The organism is Streptomyces sp. (genome assembly GCF_036524955.1).
In the GTDB taxonomy this organism is placed as follows: Bacteria; Actinomycetota; Actinomycetes; order Streptomycetales; family Streptomycetaceae; genus Actinacidiphila.
The window spans coordinates 1-23,888 of record NZ_DATDBG010000211.1 but is presented as its reverse complement, the minus strand read 5'-3'; the positions used below and the strand labels follow the sequence as shown (position 1 = coordinate 23,888).

Annotated in this window: 18 protein-coding genes; 2 read left to right on the top strand and 16 right to left on the bottom strand. The window is 74.0% G+C overall.

From position 1 onward, the window contains the following. Nucleotides 1-308 precede the first annotated feature (308 nt). A complete protein-coding gene (locus VIW71_RS17160) occupies nt 309-2,327 on the top strand; it encodes an AfsR/SARP family transcriptional regulator (RefSeq protein WP_331623188.1) in 2,019 nt (672 codons plus the stop codon). Between the two features lie 18 nt (nt 2,328-2,345). On the opposite strand, the gene VIW71_RS17155 is transcribed toward VIW71_RS17160, so the two are convergent. From VIW71_RS17155 to VIW71_RS17080, 16 genes are all read right to left on the bottom strand, one after another. Next, nucleotides 2,346-2,897, bottom strand: coding sequence for an NADase-type glycan-binding domain-containing protein (locus VIW71_RS17155; RefSeq protein WP_331623187.1), 552 nt, complete (start codon nt 2,895-2,897; stop codon nt 2,346-2,348). A 1,095-nt stretch (nt 2,898-3,992) separates the two neighbouring features. Continuing rightward, complete coding sequence (locus VIW71_RS17150; RefSeq protein ID WP_331623186.1) at nt 3,993-4,637, bottom strand: phage tail protein; 645 nt, start codon at nt 4,635-4,637, stop codon at nt 3,993-3,995. 125 nt (nt 4,638-4,762) lie between these two features. Further along, complete coding sequence (locus VIW71_RS17145; RefSeq protein WP_331623185.1) at nt 4,763-6,784, bottom strand: putative baseplate assembly protein; 2,022 nt, start codon at nt 6,782-6,784, stop codon at nt 4,763-4,765. Continuing rightward, a complete protein-coding gene (locus VIW71_RS17140) occupies nt 6,784-7,218 on the bottom strand; it encodes a GPW/gp25 family protein (RefSeq protein ID WP_331623184.1) in 435 nt (144 codons plus the stop codon). Before VIW71_RS17140 ends, VIW71_RS17145 begins: the two co-directional genes overlap by 1 nt. A gap of 7 nt (nt 7,219-7,225) precedes the next feature. Further along, entirely contained in the window at nt 7,226-7,507 is a 282-nt protein-coding gene (locus VIW71_RS17135) for a PAAR domain-containing protein (protein WP_331623183.1), read from the bottom strand. A 25-nt stretch (nt 7,508-7,532) separates the two neighbouring features. After that, nucleotides 7,533-9,392, bottom strand: a complete 1,860-nt coding sequence (locus VIW71_RS17130) for a VgrG-related protein (protein WP_331623182.1) — start codon at nt 9,390-9,392, stop codon at nt 7,533-7,535. A 34-nt stretch (nt 9,393-9,426) separates the two neighbouring features. Beyond that, on the bottom strand, nt 9,427-10,194 hold the full coding sequence (locus tag VIW71_RS17125) for a peptidase M23 (protein ID WP_331623181.1): 768 nt from the start codon (nt 10,192-10,194) through the stop codon (nt 9,427-9,429). Nucleotides 10,195-10,361: 167 nt separating this feature from the next. Continuing rightward, complete coding sequence (locus tag VIW71_RS17120; protein WP_331623180.1) at nt 10,362-10,805, bottom strand: phage tail protein; 444 nt, start codon at nt 10,803-10,805, stop codon at nt 10,362-10,364. 200 nt (nt 10,806-11,005) lie between these two features. Beyond that, a complete protein-coding gene (locus VIW71_RS17115; protein ID WP_331623179.1) occupies nt 11,006-11,962 on the bottom strand; it encodes a hypothetical protein in 957 nt (318 codons plus the stop codon). A gap of 2,062 nt (nt 11,963-14,024) precedes the next feature. Further along, complete coding sequence (locus VIW71_RS17110; protein WP_331623178.1) at nt 14,025-14,180, bottom strand: DUF6760 family protein; 156 nt, start codon at nt 14,178-14,180, stop codon at nt 14,025-14,027. Further along, entirely contained in the window at nt 14,177-14,653 is a 477-nt protein-coding gene (locus tag VIW71_RS17105; protein WP_331623177.1) for a hypothetical protein, read from the bottom strand. The genes VIW71_RS17110 and VIW71_RS17105 overlap by 4 nt, the downstream gene beginning before the upstream one ends. Before the next feature lie 7 nt (nt 14,654-14,660). Beyond that, nucleotides 14,661-15,104: a phage tail protein gene (locus tag VIW71_RS17100; RefSeq protein WP_331623175.1), complete on the bottom strand. Its 444-nt coding sequence runs from the start codon at nt 15,102-15,104 to the stop codon at nt 14,661-14,663. Between the two features lie 38 nt (nt 15,105-15,142). Beyond that, the gene (locus VIW71_RS17095; protein WP_331623174.1) at nt 15,143-16,720 is read right to left on the bottom strand and encodes a phage tail sheath subtilisin-like domain-containing protein; all 1,578 of its coding nucleotides are present in this window, start codon (nt 16,718-16,720) and stop codon (nt 15,143-15,145) included. A gap of 200 nt (nt 16,721-16,920) precedes the next feature. Then, complete coding sequence (locus VIW71_RS17090) at nt 16,921-20,418, bottom strand: phage tail protein (RefSeq protein WP_331623173.1); 3,498 nt, start codon at nt 20,416-20,418, stop codon at nt 16,921-16,923. A gap of 167 nt (nt 20,419-20,585) precedes the next feature. Further along, nucleotides 20,586-21,344, bottom strand: a complete 759-nt coding sequence (locus tag VIW71_RS17085) for a DUF4157 domain-containing protein (protein WP_331623172.1) — start codon at nt 21,342-21,344, stop codon at nt 20,586-20,588. 344 nt (nt 21,345-21,688) lie between these two features. Further along, nucleotides 21,689-22,447, bottom strand: coding sequence for an MHYT domain-containing protein (locus VIW71_RS17080; protein ID WP_331623171.1), 759 nt, complete (start codon nt 22,445-22,447; stop codon nt 21,689-21,691). Between the two features lie 484 nt (nt 22,448-22,931). Between VIW71_RS17080 and VIW71_RS17075 the strand changes: the two genes are divergently transcribed. Then, on the top strand, nt 22,932-23,888 hold a 957-nt coding region (locus VIW71_RS17075), incomplete at its 3' end, for an NACHT domain-containing protein (RefSeq protein WP_331623170.1).

Genomic DNA, 23,888 nt, shown 5'->3' with positions numbered 1-23,888 from the left:
GCCCCCCCCCCCACGCCATTCCCGCCCGATCCCCGCCGCAACCGCGCTCGCCGACGCATCGCCCCAGGTGGGAGAGGCGCGAAGGTCACGTGTGACACCTTTGCCCCTTATACGACCCAAGATCATGATTTACCTGGTGGTGCCAACCGCCGGTGGAGAGTGGCGGATTGGCTGGCGGGTGACCCCGCGGTTGCCTACAGTGAGCATCGATCCTCCGTTCTCCCGCGGCCGACGGCCCGGCCCGCGCCCGCTCGGCAGTCAGGAATCCGCCTCGGCCCCCGCCCGGTCACGGGAAGGAGCGCTCCGTCGTGGTGCCGCGAACGATGTCGACCTACGGTTCCAGTCCCGTGCCGTCCCGCGTGCTGGCCCTGCTCGCCGAGCACGCCGCCGCCCCGCTCGCTCTCGTCGTGGCGCCCGCCGGCTACGGCAAGTCCATCGTGCTGGCCCACTACGCGCAGTCCTTCCCCGGCCAGGTCATCGCCTGGCGGCCGTACCGGGACACCCGAGGGCCCGTCCCCCTGCTCGACCGGCTGATGCGGCAGCTCACCGGGGAGGGCGCGGGCAGCGGTCCGGCGTACGGCGCCGGTACGCCGGACACGCCGCCCGACGGTTCGGCTTACGTCACCGGAGCCGCGTACGGCCCTGGTGACGTTTCGGCTTACCGCCCCGGAGCCGCGGACGGCCCCGGAGACAGCTCGGCATACGCTCCCGGAGCCGCGTACCCCCCGCCCCGCCCGCACCCCACCCCCACCGTCGAATCCGTGCTTCTCGCCGTCGAGCGCCGAACCGAACCCGTACTGCTGCTCGTGGACGACGTCCACCTGGTGCACGGCAACCCGGTGGAGGCCGCGCTGGAGGAGCTGGCGCTGCTCGCGCCCGCCAATCTGCGGATCGCGCTGGCCGGGCGCCGCCGGCCGGCCATCAACCTGGCCCGTCTGGAACTGTCCGGGACGGTCGTCGTCACCGCGCGGGAGCTGGCGTTCGACCGGGAGGAGATACGGCAGGCCCTGGCGCGGTTCGGCGCGCCGGGCGGGTCGGCGCTCGCGGAGGAGCTGGCCGCGCTGGGGCGGCTGACGCAGGGCTGGCCGGTGGCGCTGCGGCTGTGCGGCCAGGTGCCGCGGCGGGCGGGCGCTCGTCCGGGCACGCTCGCCGAGGCGGTGCTGGCCTCGTCCGCGGTGCGCGCCTATCTGGACCGCGAGGTGCTGGGCGTCCTCCCGGCCCCGCTGGCCCGCGACTTCGAACGGATCTGCCGTTCCGCGGAGAACGGCCGGTGGCTGACCGACGACGGCTCGGGCGTCCTGGAGGAGCTGGACGAGGGCTACGGGCTGGTGCGGCGGCGCGGCGAGTGCCGCTACGACTGCGTCCCGCTGCTCTACGAGCACCTGCGGCGCCGCGCCGGGTCGTCGGCCACCGAGCCGTCGCCCGCCGGATCGCCCTCCTTCGGACCGCCGAACCCCGGCCCCCGCCCCGCCGCCCAGCCTCCGGCCGCAGGAACCGCCCCTGGGCCGCGCTCGTCCGCGTACCCGCCCGCGTCCCCGGTGACCGCGGCGCCCCCGCTCTCCCTGCGCTGCTTCCGCCGTTTCGAGGCGACCGTCGGCGATCAGGTGCTCGACTGGAGAACGACCCGGCCCCGCGTCCGGGCGCTGGCCCGCCTGCTCGCCGTCCACGCGGGCCGGCCCGTCCACCGCGAACGTCTGATGGCGGCGCTGTGGCCGGAGAGTCCCGAACGCACCGCGGGCCGCGGCCTCCAGGTAGCCGTCTCCGCGCTGCGCACCTTCCTGGAACCCGGCATCGACCGGGGCCGCACCCGCATCCTCGTACGGTCCGGCGAGGCGTACATGCTCTCCCTCCCGCCGGGCGGCACCTGCGACGTCCACTGTTTCGACACCGCGGTCGGCACCGGGCTGCGGGCCGCCTCGCACGGCCTCACCGACCAGGCCGCCGACTCCCTCTCCCAGGCCCTGCGCCTCTACACCGGCGAGCTCCTCCCCGAGGACGGACCCGCCGAGTGGGTGGTCCCGCTCCGCGAGCACTACCGCGCCGAGGCCGTGCGCGCCGCCCACACCCTCGCCGAGCTCGAACTCGCCCGCGACCGCCCCCAGTCCGCGGTCGCCGCCGCGCACCACGCGCTGTTCATCGACCCGTTCCAGGACGCGGTCTGGCGCCTCCTGGTCACCGCCCACCGCCAGGCGGGCGACCCGGTCGCCGCCCACCACGCCGAACTGCGCCACGCCCGCATGCTGGACGACCTGGGGGTCCTGCCCCCGGGTCCGGCGACCTGGACCCACCCCGGCGACTCCCCGCAGCGCGGCCTCAGCGGCGTCTGACCAGCGGTCGCCCGGGCGTCAGCCGCGTTTGAAGAACTCCACCTCCGCGACCGCCACCCGGCGGCCGGGCCCGGTGCCGTACGCGCCCTGGACGGTGAGGCGGACGCGGACGACGTCGCTGACCGCGACGTGGAAGCGCTGCTCGCCGGGGGTGTCGGCGAGGGTGATCGTGCGCCGGGCGGTGCGGCCGCGGGAGTCGGTGGCCGTGACGAGGAGGGTACGGGGGCGGGCCTGGGTGAGGAACTGCTGCTCGGTGGGCGAGGCGCCGGGGCTCACCAGGATGTCGAGCAACCGGAAGGGCTGGTCGAACCGCGCCTCCAGGTACTGGCCCCGGGCGTCCCCCGGGCGGGCCGGCGCCCAGTAGCGGTCGTTCGTACCGTCCGCCGCGAGCGCCGCCGGGTGCCCCCGTAAGGCGCTGGAGGCCGTGACGGAAACGGCGTGCACCTGCTGCGTCTTGGCCGTCCGGTCCCGTACGGCGTCGACCGCGTCGTGCAGTTGACCGCGCAGTACGAAGCCGGCGGCGGCGAGGGCGACGACCACGGTGGGTACCAGCAGCCGGGGCCGGCGCAACGTACGCAGCCGTCCCGGCAGACCCGGCGCGGGCCGCTCCCCCGCCGCCGGGGCTGGCCGGGCCCGGCGCCTGAACAGCCGCCGCCACCACGGCGCCCGGCGCGCGACCGGCGCGTCCGCCAGCGACGCGCCGCATCGCCGGCAGTACCGCCGCGCGGGCGCGTTCCCGGCACCGCACTGCCCGCAGATCAGGTCCCCGGGCGCGGGCGGCGGTTCCTCCGGCCTCCGCGCCACGGTCGGCCGCGGCCTCGGCTCCCCGGGGTCACCGGCCTGCGGCTGTACCGGAGCGGGGGCCTCCGGCGGTACGGGGGCGGGCCGCGGTACGGAGGCGGCGGGCGGCGCGGAACCTGCGGGGGGTGCGGGCACGGTCGGCGGTACGGAAGGGGGACCCGGCGGGCGCGGCGGAACCCTACCCGGCGCTACGGAAGGGGGACCCGCCACCGCCGCCGGGCGCGGGGCGGGGGCACCCGGCTCGGCCCACTCCAGGAACGCGCCGCAAGAACCGCAGAACTGTTCCCCCGGCTCACACCGCTGCCCGCACGCCGTGCACTCGACCACTGACCGTTCTCCCCCTTCGTCCCCTTCGTCCAGCTCAGCCGCACACTCCGGTGCCCGGGGCTCAAGGGCCGGCCCGGAACCGCCGAACCTCGCCGCGCCCAGAACCTCGGCCCGGGAGGTACCCCCAGTGGCACCTCACCGCCGCGAGGGCATCAGGGCACCGGCCCCCGCACGGACCCCGGCACAGAGGCACCACGCGGAACCCGCCACCGCGGCGGCGCACCGGCCACCGCCCCGCACCGCGTCACCATCAGGCGCCTCGCCGCCGCGGCGGCACCGACACCGCCCGCACCGCCCGCACCGCCCGCCGGCTTGGCACCGCCGAACTCCACCGTCGTGGCGCCTCGCCGCCGCGGCGGCATGGGGTTGCCGACCCCCCGGGCCGGAAGGCCGCTCCCCGTGCAGGGCGGAGCCAGGAACCGTTGGCCCGGCCCTCCCATCGTGGCGATACGCACCGCGCCCCGGCCAGCCGTTCCGGGGCAGTCGGCGGGTCATCGGGGGCGCCCGAAAGGGCAGGGTCGGGACACACTTCGCGGGTCAGTCCGTGCCCAGCACCTCGACCGTGACGGGCAGATGGGCCGGGCGACTGCGGGTGACGAGGGCGGTGAGGGCGCGGGTGTCGAAAGCGGTGGGGTCGGGGACGCGGAGGCGCACGGTGAGGTGGGGCACCGCGCTGCCGGGCAGGGGGCTGCCCGGGGTGGTGGAGCCGAGGGCTCCGCCGCTCTCGGTGATGTCCGGGACCACGCCGAAGGCGAGACGGATCTCGTCGGCGAGACCGGCGCGCGTACCCCGTACCGCGTGCGCGCGGACCGCGCCGGACACCGCGGACCGCTCCGCGCCGTCCGCGGCCGGCTCCGCGCCGAGCCAGGCGGCGAGCAGGGCCACGAAGTCGGCCGGGGCGAGGCCGGGGTCGAGATAGGCGGGGAGGTTGTCGAGCGTGCTGAGGGCGGGGGCCAGCACCTCGTCGAGACCGGCGGCGAACCGCTGTACGAAGTCGTCCTCGGCGTACACGCCGGGCAGTTGCAGCCCGAGCGGATACCGGGAGACCAGCCCCGGCACGAGCGCGCGCCCGCCCGTACGCCCACCGCCGCCGGCGCCCGCCCCCTCGCCGCCAACCTCCGCGCCCGCACCGCCACCCCCCTCACCCGAACCGCCACCCGCACCCCTATCGCCAACCCCCATACCCGAACCCCCACCCTCACCCTGGTCGCCAACCCCCGCCCCAACCCCCGCCCCAACCTCCGCGCCACCCCCCGAATCCGCCGCCGCCGGGTAGCGCTCGGCCGGCCACGCCCCCGAACTCCCGCTCACCCGCCCACCACCCGGACCTGGTGGTCGTAGGAGAAGACCAGCGCGCCCGGCGGCAGGTCGATGCGGTCGGTGGCGTCACCGCGGCGGCGGCTGCCGGGGTCGGCCGGGAAGAGCCGGACGGTTTCCACGAGTTCGACGCCCGGCACCCGCTGGAGGACCGCGAAGATCTCGCCGGACTGGACGGCGCGGCCGAACGGCCAGCCCGTGCCGTCCGCGCCGCCGGTGAGCGGGTTGAGGTGGCGGTGGAGGGCGGTGAGGGCGGCCTGCTGGACGCGGGCGGGGGCGGCGGACGCGGTGGACTGGAGGGCGGCGACGACGGTGACGCCCCGGTAGAAGGGGGGTTCGACCAGCAGCCGGGTGCCGAGGGTGCGCTGCTGGTCCAGGCGGGTGACGACCCGGTTGATCAGCTCGGGCGGACAGGCCAGGTGCTCGAAGGCGAGCCGCCCGGCGCCGTCGTCCTCGGCCCAGGGAACCAGCAGGACCCGTACGCCCCCCGCGTCCGGCCCGGTCTCGGTGGCCACGCAGCGGACGCGGGCGATCTCGGGGGCGGCCTGCCGGGCCAGGTACTCGTAGTCCGCCGCGGTGACCGCGCGCTGCCCGGTGCGCAGCGAGAGCGCGCCGCGCAGCCGCGCGTTGTCGACGTCCTCGCCGTCCACCCCGCCGGTGGCCGGGCGGCGGTTCCCGACCCGGGCGATGTACGGGATGGAGCTGCGCAGCACGGACAGCGCGCCGCGGGCGACATTGCCACGGCGGCCCCCGCCGGTCAGGTACGGCAGAGCCCGGATCGGCACGCCCTGCGGGGGCACCGCGCCGAACTGCCGCAAGGTGCCGTCGGGTTCGCGGACGGCCGGGCCGAAGGCCACCTCGCCGGTGCTGCGGTCGAGCCGGATGTGGCGGTCGTCCGGGCCGGAGGCGCCGAAGTGCTCGACCTCGGTCCACTCCCGGTCGCCTTCGGCGGTGGGCGTGGTGACGGTGAACGGTTCGCGGCCGGTGACCACCGGTGGGCGGGCGACGGTGAAGGTCTGGCCGGGGACGCCCTCGGACAGGCCGAGGATCTCCGCGGCGGCGCGCTCGGCGTGGACGGCGGGCGCGGTGCCGCCGACGGTGAAGGCGGTCGCGGACAGCAGCCGGGGGCTCGCGGAGTAGGGGCGGCGCGCACCGTCCGGCGGCAGGACGCGGGCACGCAGCCAGCCCGCCCGGCGGCCGGCCTCGGGGGCGGCCAGGTGGCCTTCGGGGACGTGCACGAGGACGTCGCCCGGCCGGTTGAAGCCGCCGCTGCCGTCGCTCTCCACCTCGCACGGCGTCCACCCCTCGGCCGTCCGCGCCTCCCACACCAGCGGCGGGTCGTGCGGGTCGATGCCGTGCCCGGCCACCGGGAACGCCAGCCGGAGCGCCACCGCGCAACCGGGCACGGCCGAGGAGAGCCCGAACAGCACGGCGTCACCGGGCTGCGGCACCGCCGAGAAGCAGGACACACCCCGTGCGTCGGCGAGTTCGGCGGTACGGTCCACGGTCCGCGGTTCCGGCGCGGCCCGGGGATCGGCGGCGGCAGCGAGGTCGGACCGCGCACGGAGGTCCCCCTGCGCGCGGAGGTCCGTCTGCCGTACCGCCAGCGCCGTCAACTCGCACGGCACGATGACCAGGTCCCGCTCGGTCGTGAAGACGACGGCCTGCTCGGTCTCGGTGCGTACGGTGGCCACTTCGGTGCCCTCCCGTACCGGCACGGGACCCGGCTGCGGCGCGGAGAGCCAGAAGGTGACGTCGGTACGGGCGGCGGACGGCGGGAACAGGCGCAGGCCGATCAGGTCGAGGAGGGCGACGTGGTGCTTGTCGGGCACCCGGTTGAGCCGGTAGATGAGCTGGTCGACCATGTGGGCGAAGGCCTCGATGAGGGTGACGCCCGGGTCGGAGACGTTGTGGTCGGTCCACTCCGGGCAGCGCTGCTGCACCATCCGCTTGGCCTCGTCGACCAGGTCCTGGAAGCGGCGGTCGTCCAGATGGGGCCGGGGCAGGGACATCAGCGGCCACCTTCGTCAGCGGGACCGTCGGCCGGCCCCTCGTGCGACGGGATCACATAGAACGGGAAGACCAGGTTGCGCGGGTCGTTGGTGCCCCGCACCGCGTACCCGATGTCGATGTAGAGCGTGCCGGAGTCCACCGCGTCGAAGCTGACGGTGACGTCCACCAGGTCGATCCGCGGTTCCCAGCGCTCCAGCGCGATCCGCACCTCGTAGGCGATCAGGCCGGCGGTGGCGGCGTCGGCGGGTGCGAAGACGTACTCGTGGATGCCGCAGCCGAACAGCGGGCGCATCGGGCGTTCGCCGGGGGCGGTGGCCAGGATCAGCCGGATGCTCTCCTCGATCTCGCGCTGCCGGGTGACCAGCGCGACCGAGCCGGTGGCGTCGGTGCGGGCCGGGAACGCCCAGCCGGCGCCGATGAACTGCTCTCCCATCGCCCGCTCACCCGCCGATCAGCACGGTCGGGGCGCCCATGAGGACGGGGGCGCCGCACCCGGCCAGGTCGCCCACCCGGGCGGCCGGCAGGCCGCCGATCAGGACGGTCGGGCAGCCGGGCGGGACGATCGCGGTCGGCGGGTGCACGGCCGGCGGCGGGAAGGAGCAGATGTGCGGGGTGCCGACGACGGCCGCCGGCATGCCGGCGATCAGGACGGTGGGCACACCGGGCGGACCGAGCACGCCGGGGTGCCCGGTGGGGTCGGCGACTCTCGCTGCTGGGGGCATTGTTCCTACCGCTCCTTCGTCCGCATCAGTTGATCTTGACCAGCGCCGCGCTGATGGAGCAGGTCGCGCCGCCCTTGATCTCGGTGCTGGCAGAGCCGTTGACGCCGACCGTCGTGCCCTTGACGTCCACCTGGCCCTGCGTCCGGAGCTTCAGCGCGCCCGCGCCGCCGTCGAGTTCGACCCCGCTCCGGGAGGTGACCTTCACCGAGTCGCCGGTCAGCTCCAGCTTTCCGCTCCCCGCGTCCACCGCGATGCCCTGCTCGGCCCTGACGGTCACCTTCTCCTTCGCGGTGATCTCCACGCTGCCGTCGCTGTGCACGACGACCTGGGTGGCCTGCTGGTCGAGGTGGAGCGTCAGCTTCCCGTCGCCGGTGGCCAGCCGCACGCCCTGCGGCCCGCCGGCGCGGTCCAGCAGCTCCATCCGGTTGCCCGAACGCGACACCAGGGAACGGCGGTTGACCGCGCCGCTGGTGGCGTCGGTGAGCGGCGCGTCGTGCGCGGACGGCTGGTCCCGGCCGTTGTAGAGGCCGCCGAGGACGTACGGGTGGTCGACCCGGCCCTGCTCGAAGCCGACCAGCACCTCGTCCCCGACCTCGGGGCCGAACACCCCGCCGCCGCCCTTGCCGCCGAGCCCCGCCGTACGCGCCCAGTCGCTCACGTAGTCGTCGCTGAGCCACGGGAAGGCCAGCTTGACCCGGCCCAGGCCCGCCGGGTCACGGGTGTCGGTGACGGTCGCGTTGACCAGCCCGCCGATCCGGTCGCCCGCACCCGGCGACCCGGTTCCGCCGCCGGACGCGAGCCCGTACAGCGAACGGTTGGAGCGCCCGCCGACCGTCAGCCACGTCTGGTAGCCGGTGTCCGGGTCGAAGACGTGGCGGCTGGCGGTGATCGTGTACTTGCCCTCGAAGGGCGCCCCTACGTTGGCCAGCGTCACGGCGGTGCCCGCGCGCAGCCGCGGGATACCCATCGCCACCGCGTCCACCTCGGCCAGCGACGCCGCGAGGTCGGCGGCGAGCGCGCGGGCCGCCTGGTCGGCGGCGGCCTGGGTGCCGTAGGGGGTGTCGGTGGCCAGGAACACCGCCTCGCCGAACGGCCGCGCGGCATCCCCGGGCGTCAGCCCCACCGCCAGCCGGTCGCCGCGGTCGGCGGGCGCGCGCGCCACCACCGCGGCCTTCGCCTGTACGTCCCACCCGCGCACCTCCACCTGCTGCACCTGGTCGGCGGCGGTCACCGCGGCATGGCAGCGCAGCAGGTTCCGGCCGAACTCCAGCACGTACGGGCTGGCCTCCGGCCGGGTGGCGGGATCGGGCGCCCCCGCGGCCCGCGCCGGATCGCGGAACACGAATTTCCCGTCGGTCACCGCGACCTCGGCGCCCGCCAGGTCGGCCAGCCGGTGCAGGAACTCCCAGTCGGTGACGCCCGGTTGGGCCAGGTGCTCGTACACGGTGGTGGTCGCGTCGACCGTACCGACCGGCAGCCCCGCCCTGCGGGCCACCTGCACGGCCACGTCGGAGGCGGTCATCTGCCGGTAGCCGGCCACCCGCCGGCCGCGGAAGAAGCGGTGCGCGTGGTCGAGGCCGCGGACCACGGTGAACGTGCCGGTGCTGTCCAGGTCCACCTCGACGGCGGTCACCTCGCCGGAGACCAGGAGCTGCCGCTCGGGGTCGTCCCCGGCGCGGGCGAAGATCCTCACCGGGGTGCCGAGGGTGATGCCGGTCTTCTTCAGCACCAGGTGGTTCGGGTCGCGGAAGCGCAGGACGAACAGGTCGGGCAGGTGGACGCTGTCGTCCACGTAGCCGGAGACGAGCAGTTCGGCCGCGTCGGGCGGGAGCGGCCGGCCGCCGGCCTCCACGGACAGGGTGTTGGCGAAGGTCTCTCCGGCCATCGGGGGACTGTCCTTTCCGGGGTGGGGTTCGGCGCTAGGAGCCCAGCTCTTCGGCGGCCGGGAGCAGCAGGGTGCGGCCGGGGGTCAGGCGCATCGGGTCGTCGATGTCGTTGGCCTCGGCGATCGCGCGCCAGGCGGCCGGGTCGCCGTACTCCCGGAAGGCGAGCAGCGGCAGCGTGTCGCCGGTCACCACGTGGTGCACCCGGCGGGCCGACAGCGCGCCCGACGTGGGGTTCTGGCCCGGCAGCCCGGCGGCCAGCTCCTCCAGGGTGACCTGGCAGACCGCCCGGATCGGCAGCCCGCCCGCCGTGAACAGCGTGTACTTCGCCTGGACCTGGCTGACGAACCCGACGAACCCGGTCAGCCCGCCCCAATGGAAGATCACGAACGGCGGCGTGCCCTTCTTCTTCTGGTGCGTCTGGTCGGTCGGCACGCAGCACGCGAAGAGCTGTTCCACGGACGCGACCACCTTGTGGTCCTGGAGCGCGGTGGCGTCGAAGAACATCTCCAGGGTCAGCTTCGACGGCTCCGGCCCCTTGAACTCGGCCGGCCCCGCCGTCTTCGCCCCGCGCGCCGTCTTCCGTTCCCACGTGGCCGACTTGGCGAGGGTCAGCTCCTTCGGGTTGAACTGGAACTCGATCTTGTCCAGCCGCGGCCCGGGTGTGCTGGTGCCGCCGTCCGGCGGCGGGTGCCGCAGCTCCAGGTAGGCGCGTTCCAGCTTGGGGCGCGCCCCGGCGGCGGAGCCGCCTGCCGTGGGGCCGGCCGGGGCGGCGGCGGTGAAGGCGATCGGCGAGGAGGACATGCGCGGGGCTCCTTGGCTGCGCGGTGCGGCTTGCGAGGTGCGGGTCACGGGCGGGGCGGGGGCTACGGGTCGCGGGCGGGGCCGCGGGCCGCGTGCTACGGGCTACGGGCTACGGGCTACGGGGGCGGCTTACGCGGTGCGGGCGGCGTGCGCCGACTTCCACCGCCTCACCGACCCGCCGGCAGAAACCCGTGGTGGGCGATCTCCAGCGTCTCGGTGGCCACCTTGGGCGTCTCCGGGCTCAGCGAGGGGCCCTGCCAGCGCACCGGCACGACGTCCAGCAGGCTCCACCGGGCGACCACGGTCCCGTCCATCGTCATCGCACTGATGTGGCCGGTCTTGCGCGTCACGCCGGACACCATGCTCGCGATCCACCGGGTGACCTTCTCGGTGTCCTTCGTCACGGGGCGGCTCAGCTTGATGTTCGAGAACTTGATCCGCGACGGCAGCTGCCACACGTACCCGTTGTTCCCGCCCTCCTCCCGCTGCTCCATCACCACTTCGCAGCCCAGCCCCTCACAACTGTTGAACGAGCCCAGGCTGAAGTCGTCGATCTCGACCACGAAGCAGACGCTCACGGCCGGATCCTCGTCCGCTGCGGCGGCGGTCATGACCTGCTCCTCTCGTTGTGCGGGGTGGGTGTGCGGGACGGTGCGGTCCGTACAGGTCGTGCGGGACGGTGCGGTCGTGCGGGACGGTCGGGTCGGTGCAAGTCGGTGTGCGGGACGGTGCGGTCCGTACAGGTCGTGCGGGACGGTGCGGGTCGGTGCAAGTCGTGCGGGACGGTGCGGTCGTGCGGGTCGGGTCTCGGTCAGTGGCGGGAGTCGAGGCGCAGGCCGGCGCGCTCGCGGTCCAGCCGCAGTTCGGCCCGGAGCAGCCGGCTGAGCGGGGCGATCAGCCGCCGGACCAGTTCGTCGGTGTTCTCGGGATGCCCTTGCGGTGGCGCGGGGGCTGGGGACGGAGGCGGGGCGGTCGCGGGCACGGGGGCGGGTGCGGGCTCCGGAGCCGGTGTCGCGTCCGCCTCGCGCTGTACGGTCGGGGGCGCCGCGGACTCGGGCGCGGGCGCGGGTGGCGGCGCGGGCGCGGCGAAGACCACGGAACCGTCCGGCGCGCGCTGGGCGATCCCGGCCGCGACGGCAACCGACCCGGGATCGCTCGGCGCACTCCCCGCCGCGTCGTACCGCTGGAGGCTCGGTGGGAACGGTGTGCCGCCGACCGGACCGGGCACGGCCGGGGGCGACGCGTACCGCTGCACGGCGGCGGCCGGAGCGCCGAGCGCGGGAAGGAACGGGCGTACGGGGGCGGCTGCGGGCGGCGGTGCCGCGGCGAACCGCCGCACGGACGCGCCCGCCCCCACCGACGACGGCTCGGCGAACCGCTGCACGGACGCCGCTCCGGCGGTCGGCGGCACCCAGACCACGGGCACGACCGGCGGTTCGACCGGCACCGCACCGGCATCCGCCTGGCGCGGCGTCGGAGCCGACCGCAGCTCCAGACCCCGCTCGCCGACCAGCCCGACCACGGGCCCGTCCGCCGCCCCGTCCGGACCCGTCAGCCGTTGCACCTCCACCGGCCGTACGGCTACGGGCGCCCCGTCCGCGGCGGCCACCGGCGCGGTGACCGCACGGACCCTCGGCGGAGTCGGCAGCACTACGGCGGCACCGTCCGCCACCTGCCGCTGGACGAGGGGCGCAGCATCACCCAGCAGGGGAGCGACCGGTCCGGACCCCGCCGGGTCGGAGGCCGGCGGCCCGGTCGGGTGGGCCACGGACGGCCCCGCGGGGTCGACCACCGGCCCGGGCCCGTTCCCATCGGCGAACGGCCCGCCCACCGGCGACCCGGCGCCCGGCCCCTCCGCCCGTACGCCCAAGCCGTCGAGTCCACTGCCCTCGTCACCTCGCGCGCTCCGTTGAACGGACGCCCGTACGTCCCCCCGAACCCCGTTCTCAGCAGCGGAAACCGCCCACCCCGCAGCGCCCGCGTCCCCCTCCGCGGCCACCCGTCGCTGCACCAGCGGCGTGGAGTCCCCGGGCAGGGAGGCGAGAGGACCGGCGGGTTCAGCCGCCGCCACGGGACCAGCGACTCCCTCATCCGTGTGCCGCAGGATGAGCGGCGCGGACTCACCGAGCAGCGGCGCTGCAGCACCGTCCGATTCCGGACCCACGCCGGGAGAGGCGACGCCGTCCGCCACCTGCCGCTCCACCAGCGGCGACGCATCACCCGTGACGCGCCCGGCGGGTTCAGCCGCCGCCACGGGACCAGTCACTTCCCCGGACGCCCGCCGCTGAGCCCACGACCCGGAGTCGACGAAGGGGGATTCCCCCACCGGTTCAGGTGACACGACAGGCCCGCCCTCCCCGTCCGCCACCTGCCGCTGGACGCGCGGCACCGCATCACCCAGCAGCGGCGCGGCGGAACCAGCGCCCCCCTCGGACGCCGCCCGCTGGACCAGCGGCCCAGGGGCAGGGATCCACCGCTCATCCGCCGGTTCAGGCCCCACGACAGGCCCGTCGCCCTCGTCGATCGCCGCCCGCTGAACCAGCGGCGCCGCATCGCCGAGCAACGGCGCCATCGAAACGTCAGGTTCGGCCGCCGCCCCCGCGAGGTCGTGCGGGGCCTCGACGTCGGGACGGTACGGCAAGGGCGGCGCGGCACCTGCCGCCACCTCAGGCACTACGACCGGACCGGCGGGACCGCCCTCCGTGTCCGTCCCCGCGGTCCGCTGGACGGACGCCGGATCCGCCCGCGCATCCGTACGAGCCCCGTCCTCCGCCCACCGCGCCGCAGCCGGGGCGGACGTCAGCGCCGACCGCTTACCCGTATCAACCCCACCGTCGCCAAGACCCGTTGAGGGCTCTCCGGAGTCGGGGCCCCCCTCAACCACCTGCCGCTGGACCAGCGGCGACGCATCACCCAGCAGGGGCACGACCGAATCGGCGGGGGCGGGCGTCGCCGGGAGGGGGGCGCCGAGGCGTCCCGTCCTCGGGGGCGACCCCGCGGCGCCGGGCGCCGGACTTCCCGTCTCCGGGGACCCCGAGCGCCGCACGGGTACCCCGGACGGCAGCGGCGCCCCGAGCCCCAGCGGCCGGGGCCGATGCGTGGCCGGTGCGGGCGACGGCGCCGACGGCAGCCCCTCTCCCGTTCCCTCGGCCACCCCGCGATCGGCCGACCGCTGGACGACCGGCCCGCTCGCCCCTTCCCTCAACGGGGAACGCTCCCCCAGGAGCGGCCGGTCAGCCGGTACCGGTGCCTGCGGGGCTTCCCGCGCCGGCCCTTCCGCCCGTACCGGCTCCGCGGAAACCTTCTCCGCGAACCCGTTCTCCGCGAACCCCTTCCCCACCGAACCCGTCTCCGCCACACCCTTGCCCACCCCGCCGCCCGGCGCCGCGAACAGCGTCCGCACCGGGAGGTCCACCGCCCTCGCCACGGTCAGGCGCTCCTCGGGCGGCCCCGGCCGGACCGGCGGCACCACCACCGGCCGTACGTCCGTAGGTACCTCCGTACCCGCCGCGTCTCCCGGTGCCGCGACCGGCTCGGCCACCCCGTGCAGGACTCCCGCCGGAGCCGCATCGCTGACCACGTGTCCCAATGCCCCGGACAGGGAGGGGTTCTGCCACGCGGTCAGGCGGGCGGCGAAAGTGTCCGGCCCGGTGAGGAGCGGGGGCGCGGCGAAGCTGGCCCGCTGGACGGGCAGCCCGCGCCACTCGCCCCGGGGCGCGCGCGGACCGGCCTCGGAGGCGGAGGAGTTCCCCACCGTCCCGGGAGCCGCGTCACGCGGCACGCCCCCGCCCAGCAACCGCCCCCAGACCTCCCGCACGCCCACGTTCCGCTCACCGCCCCGCGGCGAGCTGGTTCAGCCGGGTGATCTGCTGGACGTACCGGCGGCGTTCGGGGTGTTCGAGGTCGAGGAGGGTGTCGAGGGGCCAGTGGAAGTGGTAGGCGATGTACGCGACCTCGTCGTACAGCTCGTCGGCCGCGTACGTCACGATTCCCCCAGGCGCCCACCCGCCAGGTCGACCGCGAACGCCGTGGCGCAGGACGGGCAGGTGACCTGGGCGCGGGTGTGGCCCTCGGCGTTGATCCGGCGGTAGAAGTCCTGGAGGAAGGCGAGGTCGGAGGCGAACATGTCCTCGATGATCCCGGCGTGCACGTCGGTGATCGTGCCGAGCCTGACGACCACCCGGCCGAGCAGCACGACCGACAGGTACGCGGGGTTCTCGCGTACCCGGTCGTCGCGCAGCGGTACGAGTTCGTCCCGGGCGGTGGACAGCCGCATCACGCCGGAGCGGTGCACCTGCCCGGAGTCGTCGACGTATCCGCGCGGCAGATCGAAGGGGAACTCGGTGCGCAGCGGCTCGCGGTGACCGGACGGCCCGCCGCTCCCCGCCGCTGCCGGGCCCGCCTGGCCGACGGTGAGTTCCGTCTCCGCGAGCGCCCCGGGCGCTGTCTGACGACGCATCAGTGCCTCACGCAACGTCCATCGACTCGTAGGTGATGACGACCTTCTCGGTCAGCACGCTGGTGTCGCCCGCCTTGAGCGAGCCGATCTCCAGGCTCTTGGGCCAGGCGTTGACCAGGGTGTACCGCTTGATGGGGTTGCCCTCGTAGTCGAAGACGATGATCGCGCCGCCCTTGCGCACCGCGCTCATCTTCCCGAACCGCGAGTCCTTGATCCACTTCTCGAAGCTCTGGTCGGCGGTGAGGCCACGGGTGAGGGTCACCTCGCCCGCCTTGGGGCGGCCCGGCAGCTTCTTGATCACATACTTGCCGTCGTTGGTGTTCTGCTTCAGCTCGATGACGTCCTGTTCCATCTTCAGGCCGGTCACCTCGGTGATCTGCTTGATGACGACGCCGTCGAACTCCAGGCCGAAGGAGTGGCCCACCGAGGTGTCGAGGTCGGGGAGTGCCATGTGCCGCTACCTGCCTTCCGTAAGGTGAACGTCGCTCGTTACTCGTCGACGAGGCTGGTCCCGCCCGAGAACTGGGACAGCCGGAAGATCACGAACTCGGCCGGTTTCACGGGCGCGACGCCGATCTCGCAGACCACCTGGCCCGCGTCGATCCCCTCGGCGGGATTGGTCTCCCGGTCGCACTTGACGTAGAACGCCTCGTCGGGCGTGAGGCCGAACAGGGCGCCCTTGCGCCACTCGTTGACCAGGAAGGCGGAGATCGTCCGGCGGATACGGGCCCACAGCGCGTCGTCGTTCGGCTCGAAGACCACGAACTGGGTGCCGATCAGGATCGACTCCTCCAGGTAGTTGAACAGCCGCCGGACGTTCAGGTACCGCCAGGCCGGGTCGGAGGACAGGGTGCGCGCGCCCCACACCCGGATGCCGCGGCCGGGGAAGGCGCGGATGCAGTTGACGCCGATCGGGTTGAGCAGGTCGTTCTCGCCCTTGGTGAGCCGGGTCGCCAGCTCCACCGCGCCGCGCACCACTTCGTTGGCCGGCGCCTTGTGCACCCCGCGCGCCTCGTCGGTACGGGCCCACACCCCGGCCATCGACCCGCTCGGCGGGACGAACCGCAGCCGTCCGGTCGCCGGGTCGGCCACCTTGATCCACGGGTAGTACAGCGCCGCGTACTTGGAGTCGTATCCGGCGCCGGTCTGCCGCCAGTCCTTGACCTGCTGCGGGTTGAGGCCGGGCAGCGGGTCGATGATCGCCACCCGGTTCCCCATCAGCTCGCAGTGCGCGATCATCGCGAGCTGCACCGCCTTGACGCCCTCGGCGTCCAGCGCGCCCTGCTCGTACGCGCTCATCAGGTCGGGGACGGAGAGCATGGTGACCTCGTCCACCGCCTCCAGGCCCGCGAAGCCGGTACGGTCGGCGGCGCTGCCGACGTACTGCGCGGGGGTGAGGGCGGCGGGCGGCACGGCGGGTACGGCGGCGTCGCCGGGCGGTACGGCCACGGTCTGGTTCTCCGGACGGGCCGGCGTCTGGGTGCCGCCGGCCTCCTCGACCACGATCAGCCTGGACTTCTCGCGGACCGCCGACACCACGTAGGCGCGCTGGCCGCGCTTGGCGGAGACCTCGAAGCTCTCCTCGGTGTGGTCGCCGCGCTTGACCAGCAGGGTGAACGCGTCCTCGGCGGCGCCCTCGCCCCCGGCGTCGGCGATCTCCACACTCAGGTTCTCCCCGGCGCCGTCCAGCGCGGCCACCTGGAATCCGCCGCCGAGCGCGGCCCGCGGCCCGGCGGACACGGCGGTCTTGGCGCGCTGCTTGGGCGCGACGCGGGCCGGCGCGGGGGTCCCGGAGTCCTCGGCCGGCTGCCCGATCCGTACGACGTAGCAGGTGCCGCCGCCGTTGAGGAAGTAGCCGTAGACGGCGTGCGCGAGGTAGGAACCGTCGATGAAGTCGCCGAAGGTCTGGCTGAACTGGCTCCAGTTCGTCACCAGCGTCGGCTGGTGGAACGGTCCGTCCGCGGCGAGCCCCACGAACGCGGCGACCGCCGTCCCCACGCCTTCGATCGGCCGCGACCCGGCCTCCGCCTCTTCCACATAGACGCCCGGCGACAAGTACGACGGCATCCCCGTTCCTCCCCCTGCGACCCACCCGACTGACCGTGCCCAGCGTGTCCCTTCCCCCCTTCGCCGGTCATGACCTGCCGGCCGGCCTGCGGGGAACGAGGGGGTGCCCCTTCGGGCAGGGGGCGACAGGGGGTGGGGGCGGGGCGCTGCGTGCGGGGGCTTCGGACGGGCCCACGAAGGTGGGGCGGGTGCGGTCACGTTCAGCGCCGCACCTTTCTCTTGTCGAGCACGAACTCGGGACGGAATTCCGAGGCGACACCCTTGAGCCAGCCGCGAAGCTGTTCGCTCCGTTTGACGTGCGCTTCGATCGCCGGGAGGTCGAGTCCCGGTACGGGCGGCATGCCCTGCAGGACCTCAGCGCGGATGTGGCTCCAGATGTCCCAGACCCCCAGGGTGACGCCGGCCGCCTGGAGGTCGCCGAGCTTCTTGAGCGTGCTCTTCGCGACGGACACGCGCAGCGTGACGTTTCCGTCCTCTCTGAGCTGCGACTGCCGCTGGGAGCCGCCGTAGATGCTGGTCGCGAGGACGGTCAGCTTGATCTTGCGTGACCCCGGGTAGGTGTGACGCTGTGCGGCCATCAGCGCGTCCGAGCACGCCGGGCAGGGCGTCCGGTTCATCTTCACGGTGATGTTCGTGGTCGATCCTTCCGGGGCGGCCTTCAGCCCGGCGTCCAGGTGTCCGATGAACTTCACCTCGGCGTGCAGACCCCTTGGATCGTTCTTCGTCCGGTACGGGCCGCCTGGCAGATCCGCGAACAGGTGCGTCTCCTGGGAGAACGCGCCCAGTCGCAGTTCCAGGTCCGCGGCGGTGGGTGCCGTAAGGTCCGTCACGACTTCCGCCACACTGCTGACCGGGCTGGCCTCGGCGAGCACGGAGAACTTCCCGCCCACCCCGGCAGCACGCAGTTCCAGTGACTTCAGGCCCTGGGGGCCGTACCTGGCCTGCACCGCGCCCAGGATCCGCATCATCTCCGGGGCGGACTTCACCGAAGACGACGCGGCGCCGATGTCCCGGCCGGCGCGCTCCTTGATCTGAGCGCTCTGCTCGGTCTCTGTCCCGGAGGCCGCGTCCTCGCCGGAGCTCCTCCCGCGCCGCCGGAGGGTGTTGAGCAGCTTCTTCCCCGCCCCCACGATCTTCCCGATGACCCAGTCCACCACCTTCGTCACCGGTGCCTGGACCTTCGCCAGAATCGACTTGATCTTCTCCGAGATCCCGCCGAGCCCCAGCAGGCTTGCCAGGAAGTCCAGCACCACCGGGACCGCCTTGGCGAGCGTGTTCTCGATCAGCGCCGGGACACCGCCCCCGCCGCCGCTCGCGATGGACTCCACGGAGTCCAGCACCGAGTCCACGAAGCTCTTGATCTGCGCGGCCCGGTTGACGAAGAACATCACCACGTCGTAGATCGCCTTGCACGCGCGGACGAACGCCGACGCCGGGTTGAGCATGCTCACGATCCAGGTGATGCCGGCCGTGACGATCTTCTCGGTGATGAAGTCCTTGATCGCCCCGATCACCGTGTCCTTGATGTCGGACAGCTTCTCGACGATCCACCGCCACAGCCCTCCGACGCCCTCGGTGACCAGGATTCTGACCATCTCGAAGGTCGACTCCAGCGCCTTCATCGCCGGTTCACCGATCGCGGTCACCACCCGGGACCGGATGCTGTTCCAGGTCAGGCCGAGGACCGACAGCACCAGCTTGACGATCCCCTTGGCGTCGAAGGTCTCCGGGATCTCGATGCCGCCCGCCGAGAGCTGCCCGAACAGCCACTGCTTGAGGCCGTTCTTGAGGTGGTCGCCGATCCGGGCGGCGAAACCCGTCACACCGGCCTTGACCGCGTTCACCAGGTTGCCGAGGAACTCGATCGGCCTGGCGACGATCCTGTCGATCGCGCCCGCCGCACGCGCCAGTACGCCCAGCAGCATGTCCTTGAGCTGCATCACCGTACGGACGGTCTCGCCGATCGCGTCCTGCGCCTTGCTCAGCAGCCCCTTGTTCTCGGCCTGGAGGGTCTTGATCTCCTCGTCGAGTTCGTTGCGGGCCGCGGTGTAGCGCTGGGCCAGGTCGTCGACCATGGCCTTGGACTTCTCGTCGACCGAGGAGTCCAGCTGGTCGAAGTCGCCGCCGATGCGCTGCGCGGCCTCGTCGGCGAACCGGCGCAGGTGCGGGGGCTGGCGGGCCACGATCGCCTCGACCTCCGCCCGGCCCTTGGCGATCCGCTGGGTCGCCTCCCCCAGTCGCCGCCCGATCAGGTCGGCGATGCCGGAGACCGCCTTCTGCATCTCCTGCTCGTAGAGCTTCTTCGACTCCTGGAAGATCCGGTCGGCCTCCGGCGGCAGGTCCGTCACCAGGTCGGCCAGCCAGCGGGCGGCGCCGTCCAGTCCGGAGTACCGCTGGTCCTTGTACCGCCGCATACGCGCCTGATGGTCGGCGGTGAAGGCGTCCTTGGCCCGTTTCTGCCCGGTGTCGAACGCGGTCTCGACCTCGCCGTCGAGCGCCCCGAGTATCCGTTCCGTCTCGGCCTTCGTGCCGTCGAACACGGTCTTGATCTCGGCGGTGACGGCCGCCCGCGCCTGCTCCTCCTGCCCTTTCGCGGCCCCTTGCCCGCCCGCCACCCGCTGCGTGGCCCCGGCGTGCGCCCCCGCCAGCTCCCGTACGCCCGCCGTCCCGACGGCCCCGGCACCCGCCTGTTCGGCGGCGACCCGCGCGCTCTCCATGGCCCGGTACCGCGCGGGCGCGCTCGCCGCGTGCGCATCCGCCTGCCGCTTGGCGTCGAGCGCCTCGGCGAACTGCGGTTCGTTGGAGTGCGCGAGCTGTTCCGGCGTCAGCTTCGCGTCGGCCATCTGCGCGTCGGTCCGGCGCGGGCCCTGGGAGAGGTCCGTCTGCTCGGCGGGCGCCGGCGCGACCGCCGCGGCCTTCGCGTCCGGCGGCGCGGGCGCGACAGCCGCGGGCGGCGGCGCCAGCGGCGTGACGGGCTTCTCCACGGCCTTCGACGGGTCGGGCGCCGCCGCCGTCTTCTCGGCGATGTCCTTCGCCGACTGCTGCTTCCCGGCGGTGACCTGCCCGGCCACCTGCCCCTTCACCGCGTCGGCCCTGCCCGACGCGGCGAACCCGTCCGCCTCCTGAAGATTCCTCGGCGCCTGCGCGGCGATCGCCTGGTTCACCGCCGCCACGAACCCGGCCTTGTCGAACGGCGCGGCCTTCGCCGCCCCCATCTCCCCCACCTGCGCGGCCTTCGCCTGCGCCTCCTTGTCGTCCCCCGGCGCGACCGCGGCGTCCTGCGCCGCCTTGACCGCGGTCTTCGCACTCGGGTGCCGCGTCAGGGCCGCCTTCTTCTTCCGTACGTCGGCGGTGACCTGGCGAAACCGGGGATCCTGCGCGGGCGACAACCCCTCCGGCGCCACGGGCAGCCCCTGTCCGCCGCCGGCGTCCAGCCGCTGCAGCGTGGGCCCACCGCCCCCGGTCGTCCCGGGCTGCCGCCCCGCCGCCGCCCGCTGGGCGACCATCCGGGCCACGGCGGCGTTCCCGGCCCGCGCCTGCAAGCGCTGCAACGCCTTGACGTCAACAGGTCCACGCGCGGTGGCGGCGGGAGCGGCAGCGGCCGGTTCGGGCAAGGCCGGCTGCTCGGCGCGCGGGCGTACCGCGGGGGCGCGTACGGACGTCTCCCCGCCGGCGTCCCGCTCCGGGGCAGCCTTCACCGGTCACTCCTCCCTGGCGACCACGACCGGCCCAGCGGTGCGACGACGCCCGGCCCGACGTGCGCCACGGCCCGATCCGCCGGGCAACGACGCTGAGCCCGTGCGGCGATCGAGGACGCGAAGCCCCGCCGGGCACGTCGGCGCGGCCACACCCGGCGGAGCCGCTCTCATGGCGCCGGAGCCTCTTCCTCGGGCTCCTCCCCCGGGGCCTCGCGCTGGACGAAGGCCCCGCCGGGGGACGCCGCGGCGTCCGGCACAGGCACGTCGTCCGAAGCGGACGGCTCGGGCGCGTCGCCCGCCGGGGAGCGCTGGACGGCGGGCGCGGGGGCCGCCATCGCGCGTTCCGCGGTCGCCACCGCCTCCCGTTCGAACCGGTCCGACGGATCGCTGACCTTGATGCCGCCCGCCGCCTCCGTACCGTCGACCGGGCCGGACCGCTGCTGGGCGACGTGCGTCAGTTCGTGGGCCAGCGTCGTACGGCCCTGGTGGGAGCCCGGATCGTAGGCGTCCCGCTGGAACACCAGATGCGAACCGACCGTGTACGCATGGGCGTTAACCGCCGTCGCGGACTCGTGCGCGGCGGCGTCGGTGTGCACGCGTACGTCGCCGAAGTCGTGGCCGAGCCGCGCCTCCATGTCCGCGCGCACCTCGGGTTCGAGCGGGCGACCCCCGGACCCGACCACGTCGTGGACGGGGGAGCGTTCCCCGTGCTGCTCCTCGCGCTGTTCCGCCAGCGCCGCGCCCACCGCGCTGTTGCCGAGCGACCGTTGCAGGCGCAGCAGCCCCGACGTACCGAGTACGTCGGCCCGTCCGCCAGCCGCGGCCTTCATCAGCAACCCCTCGGGCGCCGCGGCGGTCCCGGCATCCCCGTCCGCCTTCGGCCGCCGGCCGGCGGCGACTTCGGCGTCGTGCTCGTGCTCGTACATCCGTCCCCCAGGCCGGCGTCGTGCCACCCGCCCACGGGCGGCGCCCGCCGACCACCGTCCCACCGGCCGCCCACCCCCACCAGGCACCCCGACCGCCCCGCCGGGCACCCTTCCCTGCCCCTTGGGGCACCCCCGCCCTCACCCCGAGCACCCCTCCCCCGGGGGCCCGCCGCCCGACCGAACCCCCAGGTCCCGACCGCGCCGCTCTCACACGCCCCGAGCCGGCGAAGACGCCCCCGGACTCGCCGCCATCCCCGAGCCGGTCACACCCGCGAACAGGTCGAGTCCTTCGGCGGCCGCGCGGGGCCGGCCCGGCCGAACACCCGCACCCCGCCCCGGCGAGGTCAGCGGCGTTCGAACAGGGAGGTCTTCTCGCGTTCGTCGGGAGTGGCCGGGGTGCGGGGGCTGACGAGTTCGCGCGGGGGGTCGAGGAGGACGGCGCCCAGGAGGACGAAGGTCAGCAGGAGGATGGCGGTCATCATCGGCACCAGGAACGCGGTGGCGGCCGTGCCCGGCACGGTGCCGTGCCCCCCGGTCGTGACGTGGACGGCGGCCATGCCGGTGTAGTGCATGCTGCACACCGCGACCCCCATGACCATGGCCGCACCGACGGTGGCCCAGGCACGGTGGACGCGCATGGCGGCCCACAGCGCGGCGGTGGAGGCACCCACCGCGATGACAACGGACAGGACGACGGTGCCGGCGGCGTAGTGGATGTGGCCGTTCAGGCCGATCGCGGCCATTCCCATGTAGTGCATGGCGGCCACGCCCAGACCGGTGACGGTGCCGCCCTGCAGCAGCGGGACCGTGCCCGTGCCGCGGAAGCCGACGATGAACAGTCCGATGGCGACGATGACGATCGCCACGAGAAGGCTGAGCAGGGTGCGGGGGATGTCGTAACGGACCTGTGTACCGGTGACGGAGAAGCCGAGCATGGCGATGAAGTGCATCACCCAGATGCCCGTCCCGCCGATCGCGGCGGCGCCCGCCAGCAGCCAGAGCGCGCGCGCCCGGCCCGCCGACCACTGCCCGCGCGCGGTGCAGCGCAGGCCCAGCACGCACCCCAGGACGGACACGGCATAGGCCAGCAGTGGGTTCAGCAACCCATACGAAAAATGGTGCACGTGCACCGCAACCACCCCCCGAATGGTTCGTTGTTGAAGGAATCCTCACTTTCACATGTGAAGAACTTGCAAAGGAAACGTGTCTTAAGAGGTGAGATCCGGCCTGCCTGGCCGATATCGGTTGCCCACCGCCCGGGTGGCCGTGCACGACGTGACGCCCCCCTGGACCACAGGACGGCAGCGGTACGCCCGCCGGGCAACGCACCCACTGCGTGCGGCAACGGCATCTGCCGCCGCATGCGCGAAGACCCCCACGTCCCGAGCAGGGACGTGGGGGTCAGCAGGTGGGAACCAGCGATCCGGGACAGCCGAGAAGCCGGCCGGGGCATCCGCCACCAGGTGAGCCCCAGGTTGGAGCAAGTCTGTGACTTGTACATCACAATCTGATACCAGGCGGGATGACTTCCTGTCCGTCAGGGACGGCGCGGGGGATGGCTCTACCGTGGAATCCCGTACACGCCGTGTGGGCGTCATCTACCTTGGGCTGCAAGTCGTGGCCGGGTCCCTGGCAATATGGTTGTCCAAGGAGTTGCGCCTGGCGTCAGCGGCCACCACGTTGATCGCCCTGATACCCACGGTGCCGGGCGCATTCCTCACCTGGTCCGGCTACCGTGGCGACCGTAGCGAAAGCGCCCCCGACCTGGATGCGAAAGCAAATGTCTTGGCCAGGGCGGTCCTGGCCTCTGAGACACACCAGGCCAATCAGTTGCTCGGCCAAGGCGGCCACCGCATCGACCTGGCATTTCACTACTTCCCGGAGCCGACCAACAATGCCGCGGGCGCCGACCTCCATGGGCGCCTGAGCGATGTACTGCCCTACTACCGGCGGTTGCGGCCCGCCCGGCTGGTCATCACCGGCGAGCCCGGCGCAGGAAAGACCCTGCTCGCTCTGAACCTGCTGCTCACCCTCCTCAACGATCTGGCCCCCACCGACCCCGTGCCGGTCCGATTGTCCCTCGCCAACTGGGACACTTCGCAACCGCTGCAAGCGTGGCTTGCCGAACAAATCAGCGAACGATTCAGCGACCGGGGCATCTCTCTGGCCGACGCCCGCGCCCTGGTCGAACACAACAGAGTGCTACCCGTCCTGGACGGCCTCGACGAAATGGACGCCACCGGGACGCCCGTCGCCCGCCGCCGCGCCGTCCGCGCCGTGGACCGGCTGAACGCCTACCAGAATGCCCTGGGTCGCGCCCCTTTGGTGCTGACCTGCCGCACTGCCCAGTACGGGGAGTTGGCGGCAGCGGACGTGCGCATGCGTGAGGCCGCGCGCATCGAGATCGAACCCGTCGACACCACCCGTGCCATCGCCTACCTCAACGTCCGCATCACCAACCCCGACCGCTGGAGGCCGGTGTTGGCCACTCTGGTGAGCAACCACGGCGGTCCTCTGGCCCGTTCTCTGGACACGCCCTGGCGG